This window comes from Dechloromonas sp. CZR5, from assembly GCF_008711155.1.
Classification (GTDB): Bacteria; Pseudomonadota; Gammaproteobacteria; order Burkholderiales; family Rhodocyclaceae; genus Azonexus.
The window spans coordinates 65,192-83,347 of record NZ_VUYQ01000011.1 but is presented as its reverse complement, the minus strand read 5'-3'; the positions used below and the strand labels follow the sequence as shown (position 1 = coordinate 83,347).

Annotated in this window: 18 protein-coding genes and 1 tRNA gene; 5 read left to right on the top strand and 14 right to left on the bottom strand. The window is 57.6% G+C overall.

Annotated elements, in window-relative coordinates; all coding sequences use genetic code 11:
* Positions 1-137: 137 nt before the first annotated feature.
* The 10 genes from F1002_RS19450 to F1002_RS19405 all read right to left on the bottom strand — a co-directional run bounded on the left by F1002_RS19450 (position 138) and on the right by F1002_RS19405 (position 10,781).
* The gene (locus F1002_RS19450) at positions 138-1,085 is read right to left on the bottom strand and encodes an alpha/beta fold hydrolase (RefSeq protein ID WP_150430702.1); all 948 of its coding nucleotides are present in this window, start codon (positions 1,083-1,085) and stop codon (positions 138-140) included.
* 142 nt (positions 1,086-1,227) lie between these two features.
* Positions 1,228-2,979: an arsenical pump-driving ATPase gene (gene arsA / locus F1002_RS19445; RefSeq protein ID WP_150430701.1), complete on the bottom strand. Its 1,752-nt coding sequence runs from the start codon at positions 2,977-2,979 to the stop codon at positions 1,228-1,230.
* A gap of 14 nt (positions 2,980-2,993) precedes the next feature.
* Positions 2,994-3,359: an arsenite efflux transporter metallochaperone ArsD gene (gene arsD / locus F1002_RS19440; protein ID WP_150430700.1), complete on the bottom strand. Its 366-nt coding sequence runs from the start codon at positions 3,357-3,359 to the stop codon at positions 2,994-2,996.
* 10 nt (positions 3,360-3,369) lie between these two features.
* Positions 3,370-4,446: an ACR3 family arsenite efflux transporter gene (gene arsB, locus F1002_RS19435; protein WP_223879695.1), complete on the bottom strand. Its 1,077-nt coding sequence runs from the start codon at positions 4,444-4,446 to the stop codon at positions 3,370-3,372.
* Between the two features lie 9 nt (positions 4,447-4,455).
* Positions 4,456-4,869: an arsenate reductase ArsC gene (locus F1002_RS19430; protein WP_150430699.1), complete on the bottom strand. Its 414-nt coding sequence runs from the start codon at positions 4,867-4,869 to the stop codon at positions 4,456-4,458.
* Between the two features lie 5 nt (positions 4,870-4,874).
* Positions 4,875-5,234 (bottom strand): helix-turn-helix transcriptional regulator, encoded by a 360-nt coding sequence (locus F1002_RS19425; protein ID WP_150430698.1) that lies wholly within the window; start codon positions 5,232-5,234, stop codon positions 4,875-4,877.
* A 115-nt stretch (positions 5,235-5,349) separates the two neighbouring features.
* Entirely contained in the window at positions 5,350-5,805 is a 456-nt protein-coding gene (locus F1002_RS19420; RefSeq protein ID WP_223879694.1) for a hypothetical protein, read from the bottom strand.
* Positions 5,783-7,804: a hypothetical protein gene (locus tag F1002_RS21340; protein ID WP_223879693.1), complete on the bottom strand. Its 2,022-nt coding sequence runs from the start codon at positions 7,802-7,804 to the stop codon at positions 5,783-5,785. Before F1002_RS21340 ends, F1002_RS19420 begins: the two co-directional genes overlap by 23 nt.
* Positions 7,804-9,522 (bottom strand): site-specific integrase, encoded by a 1,719-nt coding sequence (locus F1002_RS19410; RefSeq protein ID WP_150430697.1) that lies wholly within the window; start codon positions 9,520-9,522, stop codon positions 7,804-7,806. The genes F1002_RS21340 and F1002_RS19410 overlap by 1 nt, the downstream gene beginning before the upstream one ends.
* On the bottom strand, positions 9,522-10,781 hold the full coding sequence (locus tag F1002_RS19405) for a site-specific integrase (protein WP_150430696.1): 1,260 nt from the start codon (positions 10,779-10,781) through the stop codon (positions 9,522-9,524). The genes F1002_RS19410 and F1002_RS19405 overlap by 1 nt, the downstream gene beginning before the upstream one ends.
* A 193-nt stretch (positions 10,782-10,974) precedes the next feature.
* On the opposite strand from F1002_RS19405, the gene F1002_RS19400 reads away from it, so the two are divergent.
* Positions 10,975-11,922 carry an MBL fold metallo-hydrolase gene (locus tag F1002_RS19400; protein ID WP_150430695.1) on the top strand — a complete coding sequence of 316 codons (948 nt, stop codon included), beginning with the start codon at positions 10,975-10,977 and terminating at the stop codon, positions 11,920-11,922.
* Here F1002_RS19400 and corA read toward each other — a convergent pair.
* From corA to F1002_RS19385, 3 genes are read right to left on the bottom strand one after another with little or no spacing between them, the layout of a single operon-like run.
* Positions 11,919-12,983 (bottom strand): magnesium/cobalt transporter CorA, encoded by a 1,065-nt coding sequence (gene corA, locus F1002_RS19395; protein ID WP_150430694.1) that lies wholly within the window; start codon positions 12,981-12,983, stop codon positions 11,919-11,921. The genes F1002_RS19400 and corA overlap by 4 nt on opposite strands.
* A complete protein-coding gene (gene tcdA / locus F1002_RS19390) occupies positions 12,980-13,744 on the bottom strand; it encodes a tRNA cyclic N6-threonylcarbamoyladenosine(37) synthase TcdA (protein WP_150430693.1) in 765 nt (254 codons plus the stop codon). The genes corA and tcdA overlap by 4 nt, the downstream gene beginning before the upstream one ends.
* A gap of 3 nt (positions 13,745-13,747) precedes the next feature.
* Positions 13,748-14,851, bottom strand: a complete 1,104-nt coding sequence (locus F1002_RS19385) for an HD-GYP domain-containing protein (protein WP_150430692.1) — start codon at positions 14,849-14,851, stop codon at positions 13,748-13,750.
* A gap of 139 nt (positions 14,852-14,990) precedes the next feature.
* Between F1002_RS19385 and ispB the strand changes: the two genes are divergently transcribed.
* Positions 14,991-15,959: an octaprenyl diphosphate synthase gene (ispB, locus tag F1002_RS19380; RefSeq protein ID WP_150430691.1), complete on the top strand. Its 969-nt coding sequence runs from the start codon at positions 14,991-14,993 to the stop codon at positions 15,957-15,959.
* A gap of 17 nt (positions 15,960-15,976) precedes the next feature.
* Positions 15,977-16,053, top strand: a tRNA-Pro gene (locus F1002_RS19375).
* A gap of 83 nt (positions 16,054-16,136) precedes the next feature.
* Here F1002_RS19375 and hpaR read toward each other — a convergent pair.
* Positions 16,137-16,622, bottom strand: a complete 486-nt coding sequence (gene hpaR, locus F1002_RS19370) for a homoprotocatechuate degradation operon regulator HpaR (RefSeq protein ID WP_150430690.1) — start codon at positions 16,620-16,622, stop codon at positions 16,137-16,139.
* A 159-nt stretch (positions 16,623-16,781) separates the two neighbouring features.
* On the opposite strand from hpaR, the gene hpaA reads away from it, so the two are divergent.
* Entirely contained in the window at positions 16,782-17,696 is a 915-nt protein-coding gene (hpaA, locus tag F1002_RS19365) for a 4-hydroxyphenylacetate catabolism regulatory protein HpaA (RefSeq protein ID WP_150430689.1), read from the top strand.
* A 176-nt stretch (positions 17,697-17,872) separates the two neighbouring features.
* Positions 17,873-18,139 carry a phenol hydroxylase subunit gene (locus F1002_RS19360; RefSeq protein ID WP_150430688.1) on the top strand — a complete coding sequence of 89 codons (267 nt, stop codon included), beginning with the start codon at positions 17,873-17,875 and terminating at the stop codon, positions 18,137-18,139.
* The last annotated feature ends 17 nt before the right edge of the window (positions 18,140-18,156 follow it).

Here is an 18,156-nt window from a genome sequence, read left to right as displayed (position 1 = left end):
GCTTCCGCTCGCGAAAGTAGGTCAACGCCAGACTCCCATTCAAAAACCCCGTTACTAATCCAGTAACGGGGTTTTTAACTTTTACAAGAAGAAAAACCTGATCAGCTCACGCTGCCTTCAGTTTGCCGCGGCAATAATTAATCGAACTGATCGATGAAGGCCATGAGGTCGTGTGCAAAGCGTTCGCGTTGCCATTGGTGAGGCGAATGGTCGGTGCCTTCGTAGATGTGAAGTATTGCGTCGGGAATCTGTTCCGCAACGAATCGCGCGGTGTCCAGTCGATAGAAGTTGCTTTCACCACCATAAACAAGCATTGCCGGAATATCGATTTTCGATAGAACATCCCGATAGTCCGCTGCCGTGAGACTGGCCCAACAATCAATCAACGGCCCTGGTTCCTGCGCCCGCAGCGCGGCCCTGGACTTTTCCCAACCGCTTGCACCGGCAAGATATTTTTCGCGAGCGCGCGCATTGAGGCCGAAAGCCGTCAATTTCAGCACGGCCTCGGCAAAATCTTCGTTCAGCCACGACATCATTTCTTTGGACCGGGCTTCGTCAAAGTTTCCATAAATGCCGTGATTCCAATCCGGATCGGTTACCAGTTTGGGTGATTGGTCGATGAAGCAGACACGTGAAAAGGCTTGGGTACCGAAATCGCGTATGTATTGCCAGAGCGTCAGGGCGCCCATCGAGTGCCCAACCGCAGTGGCGTTTTCAATCTCGTAGTGGTCGATCAGATTGGCCAGGTCTCGTGCCATGCGCTGAGCCGTCGGTGGTGTCTTGCCGCCGAGATCGTGGCCGCCATGTCCACGAGCATCCCAGCGATAGACCCTGTGCCGGGGATTGAGAGTACCAAGAAAGGGAAACCATTCCTGATGACTGGATGTCCAGCCATGCAGCATGATCAATGGCGATCCTTCCCCAGAAATTTTGAGGTGGATTTTTGCGCCGTCATCGGCAAGCCAGGAGTCAGATACCACTCTATGGACGTGCTCAGAATCCGCATGGTTAGGGGAGTTGGCCACCTTTTCCGGATGTCCATGGAGTGCCGTCTTTTTTTCGCTTTTCGGATTGTTAATGTCCATAGTAAATCTCGGAATGGTTTGAAAGCCTCGCTGAGAATCTGACGCGCTTCGCTTGTCTCCTGGCTCGTTTGGCTTCGCCAAGCCGAGCCCAGGTGAAGTTCGTTATGTTAACCCTTGTATATAACTAAACTAACAGGCTTCGCTATTGGCTAATTACTTGCCCCAGTCCAATCGCACCGATAGGCGCCTCTGCTAACCACGGTATCAGAGCCGTTTGCTGAGATAGGTAGTCGGTGACTCGACGAATGAAAGGCACCTCGTAAGCGCCACGCTGGCAGAGAATAGGATGCCTTGTGCCGCTGGCCAACAGCGATTGGTTGATGACCCACGCACAGGGCGCAATGCCGGCTCGAGCTAGGTCGGCGCTTAGGCGTTCAGCTTCATGGACAGGCGTGGCTTCGGGCAGTGTCACGATAAGTACACGGGTATAGCTGGGGTCGCGCAGCCGAGGTAGCAATTGGAGCACGGCCTCGGGCATGTCACCCTGGGTCCGCATGACTTCCCGGTGATAGGCCTCGGCAGCATCCAGCAAGAGGATGGTGTGGCCGGTGGGTGCAGTATCTAGCACCACGAAGCCCTCCTTGCCTTCATCGACCGTGCGGGCGAACGCCCGGAAGACGGCAATCTCTTCGGTGCAAGGCGAACGCAGGTCCTCTTCGAGCATGGCGCGGCCGCCTGCATCAAGATGCTGGCCAGCCTTGGCCAACACCTCCTCGGTGTATTGCTTCACTTCCTGAGCGGGGTCAATGCGTGTTACCGCAAGTCCGGGCACGACGCCATCAATGGCTGCCGCCGTGTGGGCTGCCGGGTCGGTCGTGGACAGCACCACCTTGTGGCCTTTCTTGGCCAGCGCAACAGCGATAGCGGCCGCCACCGTCGTCTTACCCACGCCGCCTTTGCCCATGGTCATGATGACCCCATGCCCCGTTGATGCAATGTCCTCGACAAGACCGCGAAGCTTGGGCGGCAACGAGGTTTCCGGCATGACGTTACCGGTCGGTGCCATGACTGTCTCGGGATGCGCCATCTCGCGCAGGGCATCCAGACCCACCGTGCCGCGGGGCAGGAAGGGGATGCGTGTTTGCGGCAAGCCGGCGAGTTCTGGTGGCATGGTTTCAATGGCCGTGGAGGCGCGTGCCACCATGGCCGTCGCAATAGCATCGCCAGCCGTGTCGCCAGAGAACAAGCCATTGATGACCAGGGTCTGGTTGCGAATGCCAAGGTCGGTCAGTTCAAGGCGGGTACGGTTGGCCTCACGCAACGATGCCGTGTCGGCACGGGCGACTAGGACAACGGTCGTCTCGGCGGCGCTGGACAGGCGAGCCACCGTCGCGGCGTACAAGGCCTTCTGCTTCTCCAGGCCTGCCAGGGGGCCGAGGCAGGAAGCACCGCCAGTCGAAGATGAGATGAACTCGTCCCAGGCCGAAGGCAAGGTCAGCAGGCGCAGCGTATGGCCGGTGGGTGCTGTGTCGAAGATGACATGGTCGAACTCGGCCGTTGCCGCCGGGTCACCGAGCAGCTTCGAGAACTCGTCGAAGGCCGCAATCTCGACGGTACAGGCACCCGAGAATTGTTCCTCCATGCTCTGAATGGCCGCCGCGGGCAGGATGCCGCGGTACGGTCCCACCATCCGCTCCCGGTAAGCTTGCGCTGCCGCTTCTGGGTCAATGTTCAAAGCGAATAGTCCCGGTGCGCCTGGAATGGCGGTCGGCGACTGACTCAGCCCCGCACCCAGTACCTCGTCCAGGTTGGAGGCTGGGTCGGTGCTGACGATGAGCACCTTCTTGCCAACTTCGGTCAGTGCTAGGCCTGTGGCACAGGAGAGCGATGTTTTACCGACGCCGCCCTTGCCCGTGAAGAACAAGTAGCGGGTCTGGATGTTGGGCAGCGACATGATTGGCTCCTCTTTCAGCAGGTTCCCGGCTTGCAGCCGCAGCCACCTGCCTTGATATGCGGCTTCTCGGCGGTCGTCAGCGTGATGCCCAGCTTTTGGGCCAATTGGGCACGCGACGGATACATGCCGGTGGAGACGATGTGGCCGTCCACGGCCAGGATGGGCAGGCGGTCCATGCCTGCTTCCATTTCCTTGACCACGGCCGGGTTAGCGGCAAAGGCCTGCGGCTCCTGGCCGAGGTTGTGGCGCTCAACGGTGATGCTGTGCTCTTCGACCCATTTCAGGTCGGCCGCGAACTGGGCCAGCACCGGGTCAACATCGACGCCACAAACACCCGTGGAACAACACATGGCGGGGTCAAACACTTCGAGCTTTTTCATGATTCTCTCCTTACGCGTTTTGGGCTTCGTACCAGCCCTTGGATGCATTGACGACTTTCACCACCAGCAGCATGACCGGCACCTCGATGAGGACGCCGACGACGGTTGCGAGCGCAGCGCCTGACTCAAATCCGAACAGGCTGATGGCAGCAGCCACGGCCAGCTCGAAGAAGTTCGAAGCCCCAATGAGTGCCGACGGACAAGCGACGTTGTGCTTCTCACCGACCACCTTGTTCAGCCAGTAGGCCAGTGCCGAGTTGAAGAACACCTGGATGAGGATGGGCACGGCGAGCAGCGCAATGACCAGCGGCTGCTTGATGATGGCTTCGCCCTGGAAGGCGAAGAGCAGCACCAGGGTCGCCAGCAGCGCCGAGATGGACCACGGGCCAATCTTGGCCATGGCGGCATCGAAGGCTGCCTGCCCCTTGGCCAGCAGGGCCTTACGCCAAAGCTGGGCGAGGACGACCGGAATCACGATGTAGAGAACGACCGAGGTCAGCAGCGTGTCCCAAGGAACGGTGATGGACGAGATGCCGAGCAGGAAGGCGACGATGGGTGCGAAAGCGAAGACCATGATGCTGTCGTTCATCGCCACCTGTGACAGCGTGAACAGCGGGTCGCCGTTGGACAGCCGGCTCCAGACAAAGACCATGGCGGTACAGGGCGCCGCCGCCAACAGAATGAGGCCGGCAATGTAGCTGTCCAGCTGGTCAGCAGGCAGCATGGGTGCGAACAGGTTACGAACGAACAGCCAGCCCAGGAAAGCCATGGAGAATGGCTTGACCAGCCAATTCACGAACAGCGTCACGCCGATACCGCGAACGTGCTGCTTCACCTCATGCAAGGCCCCGAAATCGACCTTGACCAGCATCGGGATAATCATGACCCAGATGAGCAGGCCGACCGGCAGGTTTACCTGCGCGACCTCCATGTGACCGATGGCCTGGAACACGCCAGGCGCCATCTGTCCGGCAGCGATACCGGCGATGATGCAGAGAAACACCCAGACCGTCAGGTAACGCTCGAAGACGCTCATTGGTGCGCCGGCGGCGACCTTGGCGGTGACTTCACATTGAACAGCAGACATGAGGACTCCTTACAGACCCAGGGCTTCGCGGACGGCCGGCACCAGGCGAGCGCGGATGTCGTCACGGACGGCCAGGAAGCTTTCTAGCTGCTCGCCGTGCGGGTCGTGGAAACCGACGTGGATACGCTTCACCGGACGCGGGAAGATGGGACAGGTTTCCTTGGCGTTGTCGCAGACGCTAACCACCAAGTCGATGTCCTGGTCCATGACGTCTTCGACGGTCTTGGAATGCAAACCATCGGTCGGCAGGCCAGCCAGCTTCAGGGCTTCGATGGCGCCGTCGGCCACCTTGGGCTGTGGGCTGGTGCCGGCAGAGATGCCACGCACAAGGCCGGACAGGTCGTGATTCAGGATGGCTTCGCCCATCTGGGAGCGACACGAGTTGCCGGTGCAGAGGACGAGGACGGTTTTCGGGTTGCTCATGGTCTTTACTCTTGGGGTTCGGGTTTCTTGTTCCGGCGCTTAGCGACCGTGTCGCAAGCTGCCGTCTTTGGCAGGCATGCCTTGCCCTGGCAACAGTTGTGGGTCAGAAAGGCAATCAACTCATCCATCGTCTCGTATTCGGCGGAATAGTGGATGAAGCGACTCTCACGTTCGCCCTTGATGAGGCCGACGCGGCTAAGGTGCGACAGATGGAAGGACAGCGTGGCATTCGGGATGCTCAACTGCTCACCAATGGCGGAGGCGTTGATACCCTCCGGACCGGCTTCAACGAGCAGTCGGAAGATGGCGAGACGGGACTCGTGCCCAAGGGCGGCGAGGATTTCAGCGGCGTTTAAGGTTTCCATATTTCCAAGTTTATAGAAATATTGGTTTAGGTCAAGCAGGGCGTCGGCGGTGGTAAGTTGCGGCCCGAGCTCACTGTCAGCTAGTGTTGACAGTGAGCTCGGTTTTGAAACGGCGTTATATTTCCTGAGGTGGGCGAGTCTTCCCTAGGCTGACAACGGTAGATTTCGACTCCTTTTTGAGAAGTTCATCTAGTTGGCCACGCAACTCTAATATGACCATATCAGCCTCGCTGAGCTTGCTTGCGAGGGTGTCCCGCTGGAGAGAAACCTCGGCTAGTCGCTCCTTCAGACTGCGATTCTTGTTCTGTCGGGCTATGCGAGCTTGCCGGGCGGAGGCAGGTCTTATGTCTTCCTGACTGGATACGAACTGCTGAATTTCCGCAATTAAGGTTGGAAATCTACTTTTTTTAAGTGCGCTTGGGTCGGTCCCCGCTTCTCGGGCAACATTGTTCTGAGTAACCAGCGTGCCTTTGGGAAGGCGTACCGGCATATTGGATTTAAGACGCTCAAATGCAGCACGGTATTGGTCGGCTGCGCTTGGCTGTTGGTCATTCACATCTACGTGTTGCACGGTAGTAGCTCTCCACACTGCGTTTTTGGGCTTCAAGTGCTGCTCGTAAAGGACTATCGACAGGTGCTGATTGAAGTCGCTCGTTTAGCACTCTCTCAAGCTGGGATACTTGCGACAGCTTGCTGCGGTCATACAACACATCAGAGCATGGCTTGGTGGCATCACCACCGCCACAGTGAGCGATGGACTCGATGCCGCCATAAGGACAGGGCACCTTATTCATGCAAACTCCAAGAATAATCTCTCTGCAAGCAACGCCTCCTTTTTTGGCAAGGCGTACAGATGCTTTGAGGTCATCGGGTGAAATGAGCCGTACAATTTCCTCCTTGCGCCGCTCGCCGTGAGGGCTGACAAAGCGGTCGCTGGCCAATCGCTGAAGTTCGCGGCCGAGCACCTCGTACATCGTTTGGATGTACAACGTGCGGGCTGATTCCTCTAGCCTAATTTGTGCGTGGTTCTGACCGTAGTACAATGACATGGCTCGTGACACATGCTTGAGCTGAAATTGGAGCGAGGCATCTGAAACGATGCCTGATGCCTGCATGTTGACGGACCCCGTACGCCGAAGCTGATGCCACGCCAAAGGCCAAATGCTTCCAACAGCAAATGTCTCGGGCAGGGTCGGGGTTGCTAGGCGAGCCAGTTCAAGGTCTCGCTCAGTAATGCACAGTTCATCTGGGTCAAACAGTTTGGGGTAGCTATTGACCACAAAACAGTAGCTCTTAATGCGGGAGTGTACAAATTCGTCCACCGCTTTGGCTCCACCGGCCCAGGGCTCATTTGTTCGCCAGTATAGAGGGGTTTTATCGGGGACCCTGCTGGCACAAAGCTGGCGCAATTTGCCAATTTTCTGAAGTACCGTAATAGCCGTTTCGACAGACGGGGCGGTAATCCAGATGGCTTCATCATCAGTGACCGTTTTCGATGTTATGCCTTGGATGACATGGATTGGCCCAAAGCGGGGGTCCTTCTCAACCCTTAGGCAGTCTGCGGCAAGCGAGAATGCCTCATCACTACGCATAAGCGTGAAGTTGAGGATGTAGGCCAATCCGACATAGGAAACCATGGTCAGATAGGCAGAAAGGGTGTCAACGCTAAGTGGTGTCAACTGGGTGTCAGCGCGTTCTCCCAGCCATCTATAGATGAGGTATGCGACACCAAAGCGTACAGCAGTCTCGTGAAAAGGGCCGAGAAATCGGCATCCCGGCTTATCAGCGCGACCGCCTTCGGGCCAATAGAATGGGCGAAGCGCCTTGTTACGTTTGCTATCTTTCGCTTCCTCCATGCTTTCGTAATTGGTGATGTAAGCCTCAATGGAGAAACGGTAGCAATTTGTCAGTTGCTCTTGATGCTGGAGAAAGTCATCCAGACATGCCTTGAGCCGACTTACCTGATACCGCCAAATGCGGGGCGGAATATAAGGAGTCTGCCGGCCATGATGGGCGGGCAGGGCTGCTGCCAGGCGGGCGATACCTGCTTCATCCAGCAAGGTAAACCCGAGCTTTTCTCTAATGGCATACAATTCATGCAGCATGGAGATGATTGCCCCAGCCATGGAGGGCATCAGTACCCCTGCCAGTTTGTCAGCAACCAAGGGAAACCTTGTTAATTTGGAAGCTAGGATGCCTTCGGCGGCGCACAGAGCGAAGATGGGGCGTATAGCACCGAAGCGCGTGAGCAGTGTCCCCGCTGCTTGGATGCCACCTGGACCATACAACCACCAGCCGACCACTTTTCGCAACAGGTCGGCGTTGGGTTTGTCAATCGGGTCCGTTCTTTCTACGAGGCCGTCCCCGAAGTTTAGAACCATGCGCTGCTTGGCCCATAAATCGAGCACCCAAACGGAATCACACCAGCGTGTAATTACGTTGCCGCTGGCGTCTTGGATGACAGGGATGTCGTCGCTTGGAGGCCAAGTTGAAGGGTGATAGATACCTTCTTGCTGGCTAACAAGAGGGAAACTAATGGCTGGCGTAGTTAAGGGGATGCGTGAGCCCATCAAATTGCGATACCCATTTCGTTGATTTGAATAAGACCATCCCAAGCAGGGTGGTAAGCGCCTTCTTCTATTCGGAATAGCGCTTCTTTAACCCAGGCACTCCGAACCTCGCTGCTGTTTTCCAAGAACTGAAGCTTGTGGGTTACGCGTGTGATGACCGCGAATGCAGGATGGGCTTCGGTAGCAGCAGATTTGCCTTCTGGAGGCCGATGCCTTGCTAGCTCAATTGACTTCAGGTGGCGGAACGAAGCTAGAGACCAAATATGGTCGCTGCTGTCAATGTCTCGATGGTTATTGCAGAACAAACATCCTGCGCCGGATGTGCAATCAGGTGCCGGGGTTCCAGCCTGAAGTCGCTCTTCAGCTTCGGGCACAGGGTTAATGCAACAACCTGGGCCTGGTGGCACAAATGACGGGTCGTTGCGTTCATGGAAGCGGCTGATTTCAACCATGGCCACTTGCGGGTGGGGCTCAGCATAGTTGCGGATAAGCGTTTCAACATTATGCTGGGCGATTTCGGCAACGGCATCTGGCGATGCCATTTGCCGAAGAAGCCAGTTGACCCGTCCTTTCCTCAATATGCTGGGACTGATATAGGGCACTGCCAAGGTTTTTGCGATTCTGCGTACTTGTGAGAATTCGGGAGGGCGCCAATCAATACGGCCAGCCAAGATAAATGGAAAAAGGCGGTCGTCATCTAAGTCATCGAACCACTCATTTCGCCAACGAAGATAGCTTTCGAAATAGGCACGATATTCCCCGAATATCTCGAAGAGCACCGTCCCCTCACGACGCGCCTTGTAGCTCAGCACTTGGTACCCATCCAGATGGCTGGCGTACCTGTAGTTGTCTAGTTTCAGTGAATAGGCCTGCTGAAGATTCATGCCGGTCTGGGCAATAAACATCACCAATTCAGCTTCAATCCGCAGATTTGCCAAACGGCTTCGGGTGCGCAAGGATTTGTCTTCAATCCAGGCTGCGCGCTTTTCCGCCGATACTCTCTGCTCTCTATTGTGCCGAACTGTCTTTCGCGGCTGAGTTCTAGTAGGCTTTGATAGTCCTGACCATAGCTCAATTTGTCCACTTCGAAGTTCAAGAACGACCGGTAGATTTCCCTTTATGCTCGATGTCGAAAGGCCGACACAGAGGTCTGTGACGAGATGTCCAAAGCGGAACATTGCCGATAAATCTACTTTGCTTGCAGCAGAAGTATTAAAGCGTTTAGCTGACTTTGGTTTGCGGATGCGGGTTTCTTTCAGGATAGAGTGCTTGCGCCCTAAAATCGGGTTCAGGATGGCGGCAAGATGAGAGGCGAAGGTGTGTGCTGTGGATTTGCCTAAGCTTCCGTCGATACGCTGCCGTTGCTCCAAGTGTGCCGCCCACTTTAAATAGACATCCGCTACATTCTCGAGGTGGATTGGTGTGTCCGTGACGTCCACCCAGGTGAAGAAGGTGCGCAAGGCCGCTATCCGGCTCTTTGCCGTTTGAACACTGCCTCCACCAACTAAACAAGCAACCAGTTCTTCATGAACTTGAATTGCCAGGGAGAACCTCTCGGCTAACGGGTTGCCAAGGTCATTGGCAGCTATATGGTGAGATAGCCTATTTGTTTTTACTGCGGAACCGCCCTTATACAAAATGAAGTTTAAGGTCCATGGAGTCTGTTTTGGCCCGAATTCAACCATCGGGAATATTAGGTTTGGCAACGCGCTTTGCATTAGCGGCCCATCCCAGCAAAGGCTTTGGCAAACTCATCGGCAGCCGCCCGCTTTGCGGGTGTCGAGGCGATGAATTTGATGTATTTGAACGAAGTTGCTTCATCTTTGTGAAGCAAAGCGTTCTTCACCAATGCAATCGCATTGATGGGGTCGGTAGTTTTCAGCGCAAGTTCAGCTACCTCAGTAGCAAACGTGCATCGGGTCTGGTGAAAATGGAAAGATTTGAGGACTTTTAGTCCAGCCGTAACGCCACTGCGCCGAAGAGTTGCCATCTCCGTATTGATGGCACTCGATTGCTCTGTATCACGCCGGCAATAAGGATTCCCAAATCGTGTAAGTAATAACAAACCTCGGTCATCCGGCAGAGCCTCAGCTTGTCGCTTTGAGCGGCGAAGTGAGGTTGCGTATTCCAGAAGGTCTTCAAGAAGAGCCCGCGGAATCCATACATGGCCTGTTACTCCAAACTTTGTATTTACGGGTGGTGATGCACCTGGACCGAGCGCAAGGCGCAGCAACCCCGGAGCTTGGGGGTCCGGAATTGCATTCTTTAATGTTTGAATCTTGAGGTCGCAAATGCTGCCAATGCGCATTCCAGTGAAGAAACCGAGGGCGAGCATCCGGTACAGTTCTGGAGATGCATTGTTCTTTGCAAAATCGAGTATTAGTTCGCGGTCCTCAGCAGATACGGGTAGTAAGCCATCTTCCAGAGGTGCCCCGGGGCGCTTCCGGTTTGGAATCGCTAGGTCTGTGGAAACCTGGACCATAGTCCTTTCGAAGCCGACAGCATCGAAGTATTGGATGTATACCGCCCTGTCCTGCCAGAGTTGCGTGTTGGGGTCCAACAACCCTTTTGCCCTAGCCCAACGGTAGAACGAAACGGCATTCCGCATGTATTCCGATACCGTGGATGGCGACATCAATCCAGCATCTCGAGCCGCAACTAAGCTGCCACGGTATTGAACAAGGCATCGGTTAGCTTTCCGGACAGGGAAAGCTAACCACAGGAGGCTTTGCTCTTCTAGGAAGTTGGCGTAATGCAGTAAACCATTAAGATTGCCCGCGACTGTCTTCAGCGAAGCTTCGTTGCTAGAGGCACGCTCCAGTGCCCACAAATTGGCTTCACGCCAAGGTGAGCAATCTGCCCAAAACAGTTGCGGTAGCCCCGCAATAACGCGCCGACTGCTTTCGGAGTACGACACCTTTCCATCTTCAACTACGATGGTTTGCGGCGTGTAGCGAATACGTTCTAAGGTCGCCAAGAAATCCCCAATTGACTACGTCCCGTCGCCAGAAAAAGAGTCAAAAACTCAGCGACATGTCCATAGTATGTTAATTGGTGATTAGGTGTCCATGGGGTGTATCTGCCCCTTAGCCAGGAAATGGGTCATGATCGTGGAAATCGTTCGGATACGGCAAGTATAATGCGTGCCAACAATACGGAGGGGTATGGTGATGTTTGACTGGAGAGACTACGGCAACGGGATCGTGGCATTCGACGCCGGTTACGTGCGCCCGATTCTGGCCGCCATCCACATGGTTGTCGAAGCGGGACGGGTTGCGTTCATCGATACGGGCAGCAACGACGCCTTGCCCAATGCACTGGCTGCGCTTGGCAAGCTGGGTCTGGACGTGGCGGCTGTCGATTATGTCATCCTGACCCATATCCATCTAGATCATGCCGGCGGGGCAGGCAGCCTGATGCGCGCTTTCCCCAATGCCCGTCTGGTGGTTCATCCGCGGGGGGCACGTCACATGGCCGAGCCTTCCAAGTTGGTTGCCGGCGTTACTGCCGTCTACGGCGCGGAATATGTGGCCCGCGTCTATGGCGATATCCTGCCAATTCCCGCCGAACGGATTATCGAGGCGCCGGATGGCCACGTCATCTCCTTGAATGGTCGCGAACTGGTGTGTCTGGACACACCGGGGCACGCTCGTCACCATATCTGCATTGTCGACCAAAAAGCCGGAGCGATATTTACCGGCGACATGTTCGGCTTGTCCTATCGTGAGCTCGATGTTGATGGTCGGCAGTTCATCTTTCCGACGACGACGCCGACGCAATTCGAGCCGGAGGAGATGCGGGCGTCGATCAATCGCTTGCTGGCACTGGAACCGGAAGCGATGTATCTGACCCACTACAGCAGGGTGCCGGAAGTCCAGGCACAAGGTGCGGCACTGCTACGACATCTCGACGCGCTGGTCGCGCTGGCCGAGGCTGAGAAGGACGCCGGGGCGTTGCGGCACGAGCGGATCAAGCAGGGAATGACAGCCTATTTGCTCGCCGAAATTCGCAAGCATGGCTGCCAATTGCCGGAGGCGACACTGCTCGATATCTGGGCGACCGACCTCGAACTCAATGCGCAGGGCTTGTGCGTCTGGCTCGACGGCCGCAAGACTTAAACGAAGCGCCGTCGCCAGAAGAGCAGGAGCATGATGGTGGCGATCAACCCCATCAGCCCCAGGGCATAGAAAAATCCGTCAGGGGCTTCGAGCCAGGGCATCACCTTGAAATTCATGCCGAAAATGCCGGCGATCAGTGTGGCCGGCATAAAGATCGTCGCGACGACGGTCAATGTACGGACTTCAAGGTTGACGCGATGGCTGACCGTGGACAGGTATACATCCAGCAGGCCGGTTGCCAGGTCGCGAAGGTCTTCCAGCGACTCGAGGATGTGTACGGTGTGGTCATAGACATCGCGGATGTACAGTTGGATGTCGGCCCGAAAGAAATCTCCCGCGTCACGATGTAGCGTCCCGAGCACCTCCCTGAGCGGATGCAGGTTGCGCCGAAGCTGGGATACGCAACGTTTGAGCTGGTGGATGCCTTCTAGCGTGGCCGGCCCCGGATGCCCGAGAATTTTGTCTTCCAGGGTTTCCGCGTAGTCGTTCAGCTGCTCGATGACGCCAAAGTAGCTGTCGACAACGGTATCGATCAACGAATAGGCCAGCATGTCCACGCCGCCCTTGCGCAGGATGCCCTGGCCGCTGCGCAGGCGCTGGCGGATGGGTTCGAAAGTCTGCGACGGGCGTTCCTGGAAAGTCAGCACGTAGTCCCGGCCGATGACCAGGCTGATCTGATCCTGGGCCAGTTCGAGCGAATCCGTCTTCAGCTCGTAGCGATGGAGAACGAGGTAGAGATAATCCTCGTAGCTGTCCAGTTTTTGCCGCTGCGCCGTGTTGAGGATGTCTTCCTGAACCAGCGGGTGCAAGCCGAAGCTCGTGCCGATGGCAGCCAGATCCGATGGGGCGCTGGCGCCGTACACGTTGGCCCAGCGCGTGGCTTGCTGGCGAGGCTGTTGAGAGAGGGCGGCTGCGTCGCGCAGGTTGCCTTCGTGCAGGCCTTGCTCGTCGAAGTCGATGAACGAGAAGGCGGCGTGGCTCGTCTTTTTCTCGCCGATATGGAGCAAGGTTCCCGGAGGGAGTCCGGCCTTGCGCGAGCGCAGCTTGCGGGGCTTGTTCATGCCTTTGCGATCAGATTGATGACTTGTGCCGCAGCCGTCATCCCGAAAACGGCGGTGATGCAGACCGATGAGCCGAAACCGGCGCAGTTGAGGCCGGCCGGGCCGCGGTCGCCTTCGCAGTGAGCGCCGCTATCCGGATAGCGGAGGGGTTCGGTGGAGAAGATGGCCGGCACACCGAATTTCTTACCCGAATCGCGCGTGAAACCGTGGTCGCGGCGCAGACTGGAGCGGACTTTCGCCAGCAGCGGATCCTGCACGGTCTGGCTGAGGTCGGCCACGCCGATCCGGGTCGGATCGATTTGCCCGCCCGCCGCACCAGCCACGACGATGGGCAGCTTGTGACGACGGCAAAAGGCGATCATCGCCACTTTGGCGCGGACCTGGTCGATTGCGTCAATGACGGCTGTAAAGCCGCGCTCCAGCATCGTCGCCACGTTGTCGGGGGTGACGAACTCCTCGATGCAGTGCACTACGCATTCCGGATTGATGGCACGAATCCGTTCGGCCATGGCATCGACTTTGGCCTTGCCGTAGATGTCGCCCAGGGCGTGTATCTGGCGGTTGGTATTGGATTCGGCCACCATGTCGAGGTCGATCAGCGTGATCCAGCCGACACCGGTCCGGGCCAGCGCTTCCGCAGCCCAGGAGCCGACGCCGCCGATGCCGACGATGCAGACATGAGCCTGACGCAGCGCCTCGGCGCCTGTCGGACCATAGAGGCGGGCTACACCACCAAAGCGGCGTTCGCGATCAATGCTCATTCATCAGGCCTCGATGGTCTTGCGGATGACGGCGTTGAACGGGGCGATCCACTCCGGGGCAAACTGGTTGTCGCAGGCATTGATCTCGGCAATGGCGCGCAGAACGGAGCGATTTTTGCCCCGGTGGATGTGCTTGAGCATGACGGCTTCGAAAGCATCGACGATGGCGAGGATCTTGGCGCCCGGGCAGATGTCCGCCAAGGACAGGTTGTTCGGGTAGCCGCCGCCATCGGGCATTTCGTGATGCTGGGCGACCATGTCGGCGGCCGCCTCCCAGCCCGGCATGCGCAGAAGCAGCCCGGCGGCGAAGCCGGGGTGGTTGCGCAAGGCGATCTTGTCCTCCGGAGACATCTTGCCCATCTTGAGCCAGATCGATTCCGGCAGCAGCATCATCCCGACATCGTGCAGATAGACCGCCGCCTCCAACTGCAGCGGATCGACGACGTTGTGGGCGGCCTTGTTCGTTTCCAGCGCCAGCCTGAGGATGCGCATCGTCCGCCCCTTGAACAGCGGTGAGCGGCTTTCCAGCTGCTGGGCCAGCGAGCGAAAGAACTGCAGGTCGGCGCTGGCATTCTTCTGCTCTTCCCTGGGCGCCGAACTCTTGGGGGCTCGGCTGGAGATGTCGCGCAATACCGGCGGGAAGCCGGTGACTGCTTCGATCAGGTCGGCACTGCTGGCATCGATTTGTCCGGCAACTTCCTGAGCGACTTCCGCCAAGCCCTGGACCAGGGTCTGCAGGTGCAGGTTGTCCAGCGGCTTGTTGAAAATCAGGGAGTCCGTGGCCAGCTCCAGCCGGTCTACCGCAAGCAGGATCAGCTCGGCGAGCAGATCGGAGAAGGGAATCTCGCCTTCCCGAAAGCGCGCCATCATGCTTTCGATGGGATGCGCGATGGCAACGCCGAGCTCGAATTTGCACAAGGCGGCATCGCCCTTGATGTTATGTACCGCCCGGAAAAGGTTGGCGGTGATGTCGCGGTCGTTGGGGGTCTTGCGCAGGCGGGCGACATCGCGTTCGATTTCCGGGGCGCGGTCGTTCAGCACATCGGCGAACTCCTCCAGCAATTCTCGATCCTGAATTACCGGTGCGACGATCGAACTCATGTCCATGCCCCCCTCCGCCTGTTTTGATCTAATCGCAAGAGTTTAGCAAAGTAGCGTCGAAACAGCGTGCTTCCTTGATTTGCCGGCCTTGACTGGGCTCCGCCAGAACCCTAAGATTTCGGGCTTCTCCAAGGAATTACCTGCCGTGACTCTGGAACAGCTTTATGCCCTGATCGGGCCTGACATGAAGGCCGTCGATGCGGTTATCCGCGATCGCCTCTATTCCGATGTGGCGCTGGTCCGGCAAGTTGCCGAATACATCATCGGCAGTGGCGGCAAGCGCATGCGTCCGGCGCTGGTTCTGCTGGCGGCCGGTGCGCTGGGTTACGAAGGCGTGCGCCATCACGAAATGGCCGCCGTGGTCGAGTTCATCCATACGGCAACGCTGTTGCACGATGATGTCGTCGACGAATCCGCCTTGCGGCGCGGTCGCGACACCGCCAATGCGGCATTCGGCAATGCGGCCAGCGTGCTGGTTGGCGATTTTCTGTATTCGCGAGCCTTCCAGATGATGGTGGCGGTCGACAACATGCGCGTCATGCAGGTGTTGTCGGATGCCACCAATATCATCGCCGAGGGCGAAGTGCTGCAGTTGATGAACTGCCATGATGCCGACGTCGACGAAGCGCGCTACATGCAGGTCATTCACTACAAGACCGCCAAACTCTTCGAAGCCGCAGCGCAGCTGGGGGCCATTCTCGGGCAGGCAACGCCGGAGGTCGAAAGGGCGCTGGCGGTATACGGCATGCATCTGGGTACGGCCTTCCAGTTGATCGACGACGTGCTCGACTATTCGGGTCAGGAAGCCGATACCGGCAAGCATCTTGGCGATGACCTGGCGGAAGGCAAGCCGACGCTGCCGCTGATTTACGTCATGCAGCACGGTACGCCGGAACAGGCCGCCTGCGTACGCAAAGCCATCGAGGAAGGTGGCCGTGACGACTTCCCGCTGGTCATCGAGGCAATCCGCCACAGTGGCGCTTTGGAGCATGCTCGGGCACGTGCCGTGCAGGAAGCTGAACTGGCCAAACAAGCAATTCAGTGCCTGGGGGATTCACACTACAAAAAAGCTCTGCTACAATTGCCGCTCTTTGCAGTTGAGCGGAATCACTAGCCAGTTGCAACGAACCTCGGAGTGTAGCTCAGCCTGGTAGAGCACTGCGTTCGGGACGCAGGGGTCGCATGTTCGAATCCTGTCACTCCGACCAATTCAAGCCCCTGTAATCAATCGATTACAGGGGCTTTTGGTTTTTCGGGCCTTGGTTATGCGACGTCTTGTCGCCTTGCCGGCTCAGGACTCGTCGGCCAGCCAGTTCTTGCGGGGAGGAAGCTTGATCTGGGGGATGGGGCCGCGTTCGGCGGCGATGACCTTGTCCATGACCTCATAGAGTTCCTGGATCAGCTCAGGACCGAAGGCCTGTTCGATCACCTTGTATTGTTCGACGATCAGCGGGCCGAGTTCGGCCACCAGCTTTTCGGCCTTCGGCGTCATGCGGACGATCACGCGGCGCTGATCTTCCTCCATGCGCGTACGCGTGACCAGTCCCATGTCTTCCATGCGCGACAGGACGCCGGTCAGGCTGGGGCTGAGAATCTGGCAGATCTCGCAGATCTCGCGCGGTTCCAGCTGCTCGTATTCGCCGATGGCACGCAGGATGCGCCATTGCTGCTCGGTCAGTCCGAAATGCGTGATGATCGGGCGAAAATGACAAAGCAGTTCTTCCCGGGCGCGCAGGAAAAGCTGGGGAAGGTTGCGATAGGCGAGCTTGCGAGACATGGTAACGATTCCGGTGCGGATGCACATTGACGCATCGGATGATAACAGTTATATGGCTAACATGTTAGCGAAGCGCCTGGCTTGCCGTGCGATGAGGCATCGTGCCCGACCTTGGAGTAAGCTGGCGTTCATCTTGTTGTGGTGGCGAAGAGGCAAGGCATGACGGCAACGCCGGTTCAGGCAATTCCGGATATTCATATCGGGCGGGTTTACGACCAGCGTGACCCGGAATGCGAGATACATTACGAGACTTTCGGGCGGCTAGCCGATTTCTTTGGCCGCAACACGCCGCCGCACCGGCATTACAGCTTCTTCCAGGTGCATCTGCTGGTGCGTGGCAGTATCCGCCTCAGTCTGGACGGCGAGGTCTATTTCGGCGAAGCGCCGCTCTTTCTCTTCACGCCGCCGACCATTCCCCATTCCTTCTATTCCGAGGAGGATACCGATGGTCATGTGCTGACCATCCGCCAGGAGGTTGTCCGCGCCTGGTACAAGGCGATGCCCGGGCAATGGCCGGAGTCCCTGCTGCGCCAGCCGGCCTTCGTCGAGATGTCTCGCTTGCCGGCCGAGTTCGCCGCTGACTTCGATGGTCTGCTCGCTTCGGTGGCGCTGTTGCAGCAGGAGTTCACCCGGGATGCCAAGGGACATCTGGCGCTGATGCAGGCGCTGGGGCAAAGCAGCTTCATCCACCTCAGCCGCCTGCTGGTGGCGCATGAGCCGGTTTCGGCGCTCCGACCGGAACGTAGTGAAGACCTGCGCATCTTCCTGAGTTTTTGCGATCTGGTCGAAGCGCATTTCCGCGACCACCTGACACTGACTGAATACGCCGGCCGGCTGTCGGTGACCGAGGCACGCCTGAACGACATTTGCCGGCGCATGGCCGAGCGGCCTTCGAAGGAGGTCGTGCATGAGCGTCTGCTCCAGGAGGCGCGACGCCTGCTGCGTTACTCCGCCGTGCCGATAACCGAGATCTGTTATCAGCTCGGTTTTGCCGATCCCGCTTATTTCTCCCGCTTTTTCACCAAGCGCACCGGTGTGCCGCCCAGCCAGTTTCGTCGGGAAGGCCAAGGCTAGCCCTGAGCGGCAATCAACCTGGATGTGCCGTACCGTTCCTGCACACTCGTCTGGTGATGGGTTACGAAAAGTACAAGTCATTTCCGCAAACGTCCATTCATTAATATCTTAGCAAACGCTCTAATGTGACTCATCAGAGAACTGCTGCAAGGCAGTCGAGACACGAGGAGCGAGACATGGCGGAAGGCAAGTTCGACATTACGCGCAAGTTCGTGCGCGTCATGCGCACCCTGCCCAATGGCTTGATCGAGTTCGAGTTCGCCGTCGGCGATCCCGACGTGGCGGCCGAACTGGTCATGCCCAAGGCGGCCTTCGACGAATTCTGCAAGGCCAATCAGGTCGAAGTGTTGACCGATGCCAAGCCCGAACCGACCGACGCCGATGCCTCCGACGCCGATTTCAACTGGAACCTGCATCAGGCGACGCACCAGCGTTTTCGATAAATATTTGGCTTTCCGGT

Coding starts and splice junctions, on each gene's coding strand:
- F1002_RS19425 (WP_150430698.1), bottom strand. CDS start 5,234: ATGGAAACCTTAAACGCCGCTGAAATCCTCGCCGCCCTTGGGCACGAG.
- arsA (WP_150430701.1), bottom strand. CDS start 2,979: ATGTCGCTGCCCAACATCCAGACCCGCTACTTGTTCTTCACGGGCAAG.
- F1002_RS21340 (WP_223879693.1), bottom strand. CDS start 7,804: ATGGGCTCACGCATCCCCTTAACTACGCCAGCCATTAGTTTCCCTCTT.
- F1002_RS19450 (WP_150430702.1), bottom strand. CDS start 1,085: ATGGACATTAACAATCCGAAAAGCGAAAAAAAGACGGCACTCCATGGA.
- F1002_RS19360 (WP_150430688.1), top strand. CDS start 17,873: ATGGCGGAAGGCAAGTTCGACATTACGCGCAAGTTCGTGCGCGTCATG.
- tcdA (WP_150430693.1), bottom strand. CDS start 13,744: ATGAGCATTGATCGCGAACGCCGCTTTGGTGGTGTAGCCCGCCTCTAT.
- hpaA (WP_150430689.1), top strand. CDS start 16,782: ATGACGGCAACGCCGGTTCAGGCAATTCCGGATATTCATATCGGGCGG.
- hpaR (WP_150430690.1), bottom strand. CDS start 16,622: ATGTCTCGCAAGCTCGCCTATCGCAACCTTCCCCAGCTTTTCCTGCGC.
- arsD (WP_150430700.1), bottom strand. CDS start 3,359: ATGAAAAAGCTCGAAGTGTTTGACCCCGCCATGTGTTGTTCCACGGGT.
- F1002_RS19400 (WP_150430695.1), top strand. CDS start 10,975: ATGTTTGACTGGAGAGACTACGGCAACGGGATCGTGGCATTCGACGCC.
- F1002_RS19385 (WP_150430692.1), bottom strand. CDS start 14,851: ATGGACATGAGTTCGATCGTCGCACCGGTAATTCAGGATCGAGAATTG.
- arsB (WP_223879695.1), bottom strand. CDS start 4,446: ATGTCTGCTGTTCAATGTGAAGTCACCGCCAAGGTCGCCGCCGGCGCA.
- corA (WP_150430694.1), bottom strand. CDS start 12,983: ATGAACAAGCCCCGCAAGCTGCGCTCGCGCAAGGCCGGACTCCCTCCG.
- F1002_RS19410 (WP_150430697.1), bottom strand. CDS start 9,522: ATGCAAAGCGCGTTGCCAAACCTAATATTCCCGATGGTTGAATTCGGG.
- F1002_RS19430 (WP_150430699.1), bottom strand. CDS start 4,869: ATGAGCAACCCGAAAACCGTCCTCGTCCTCTGCACCGGCAACTCGTGT.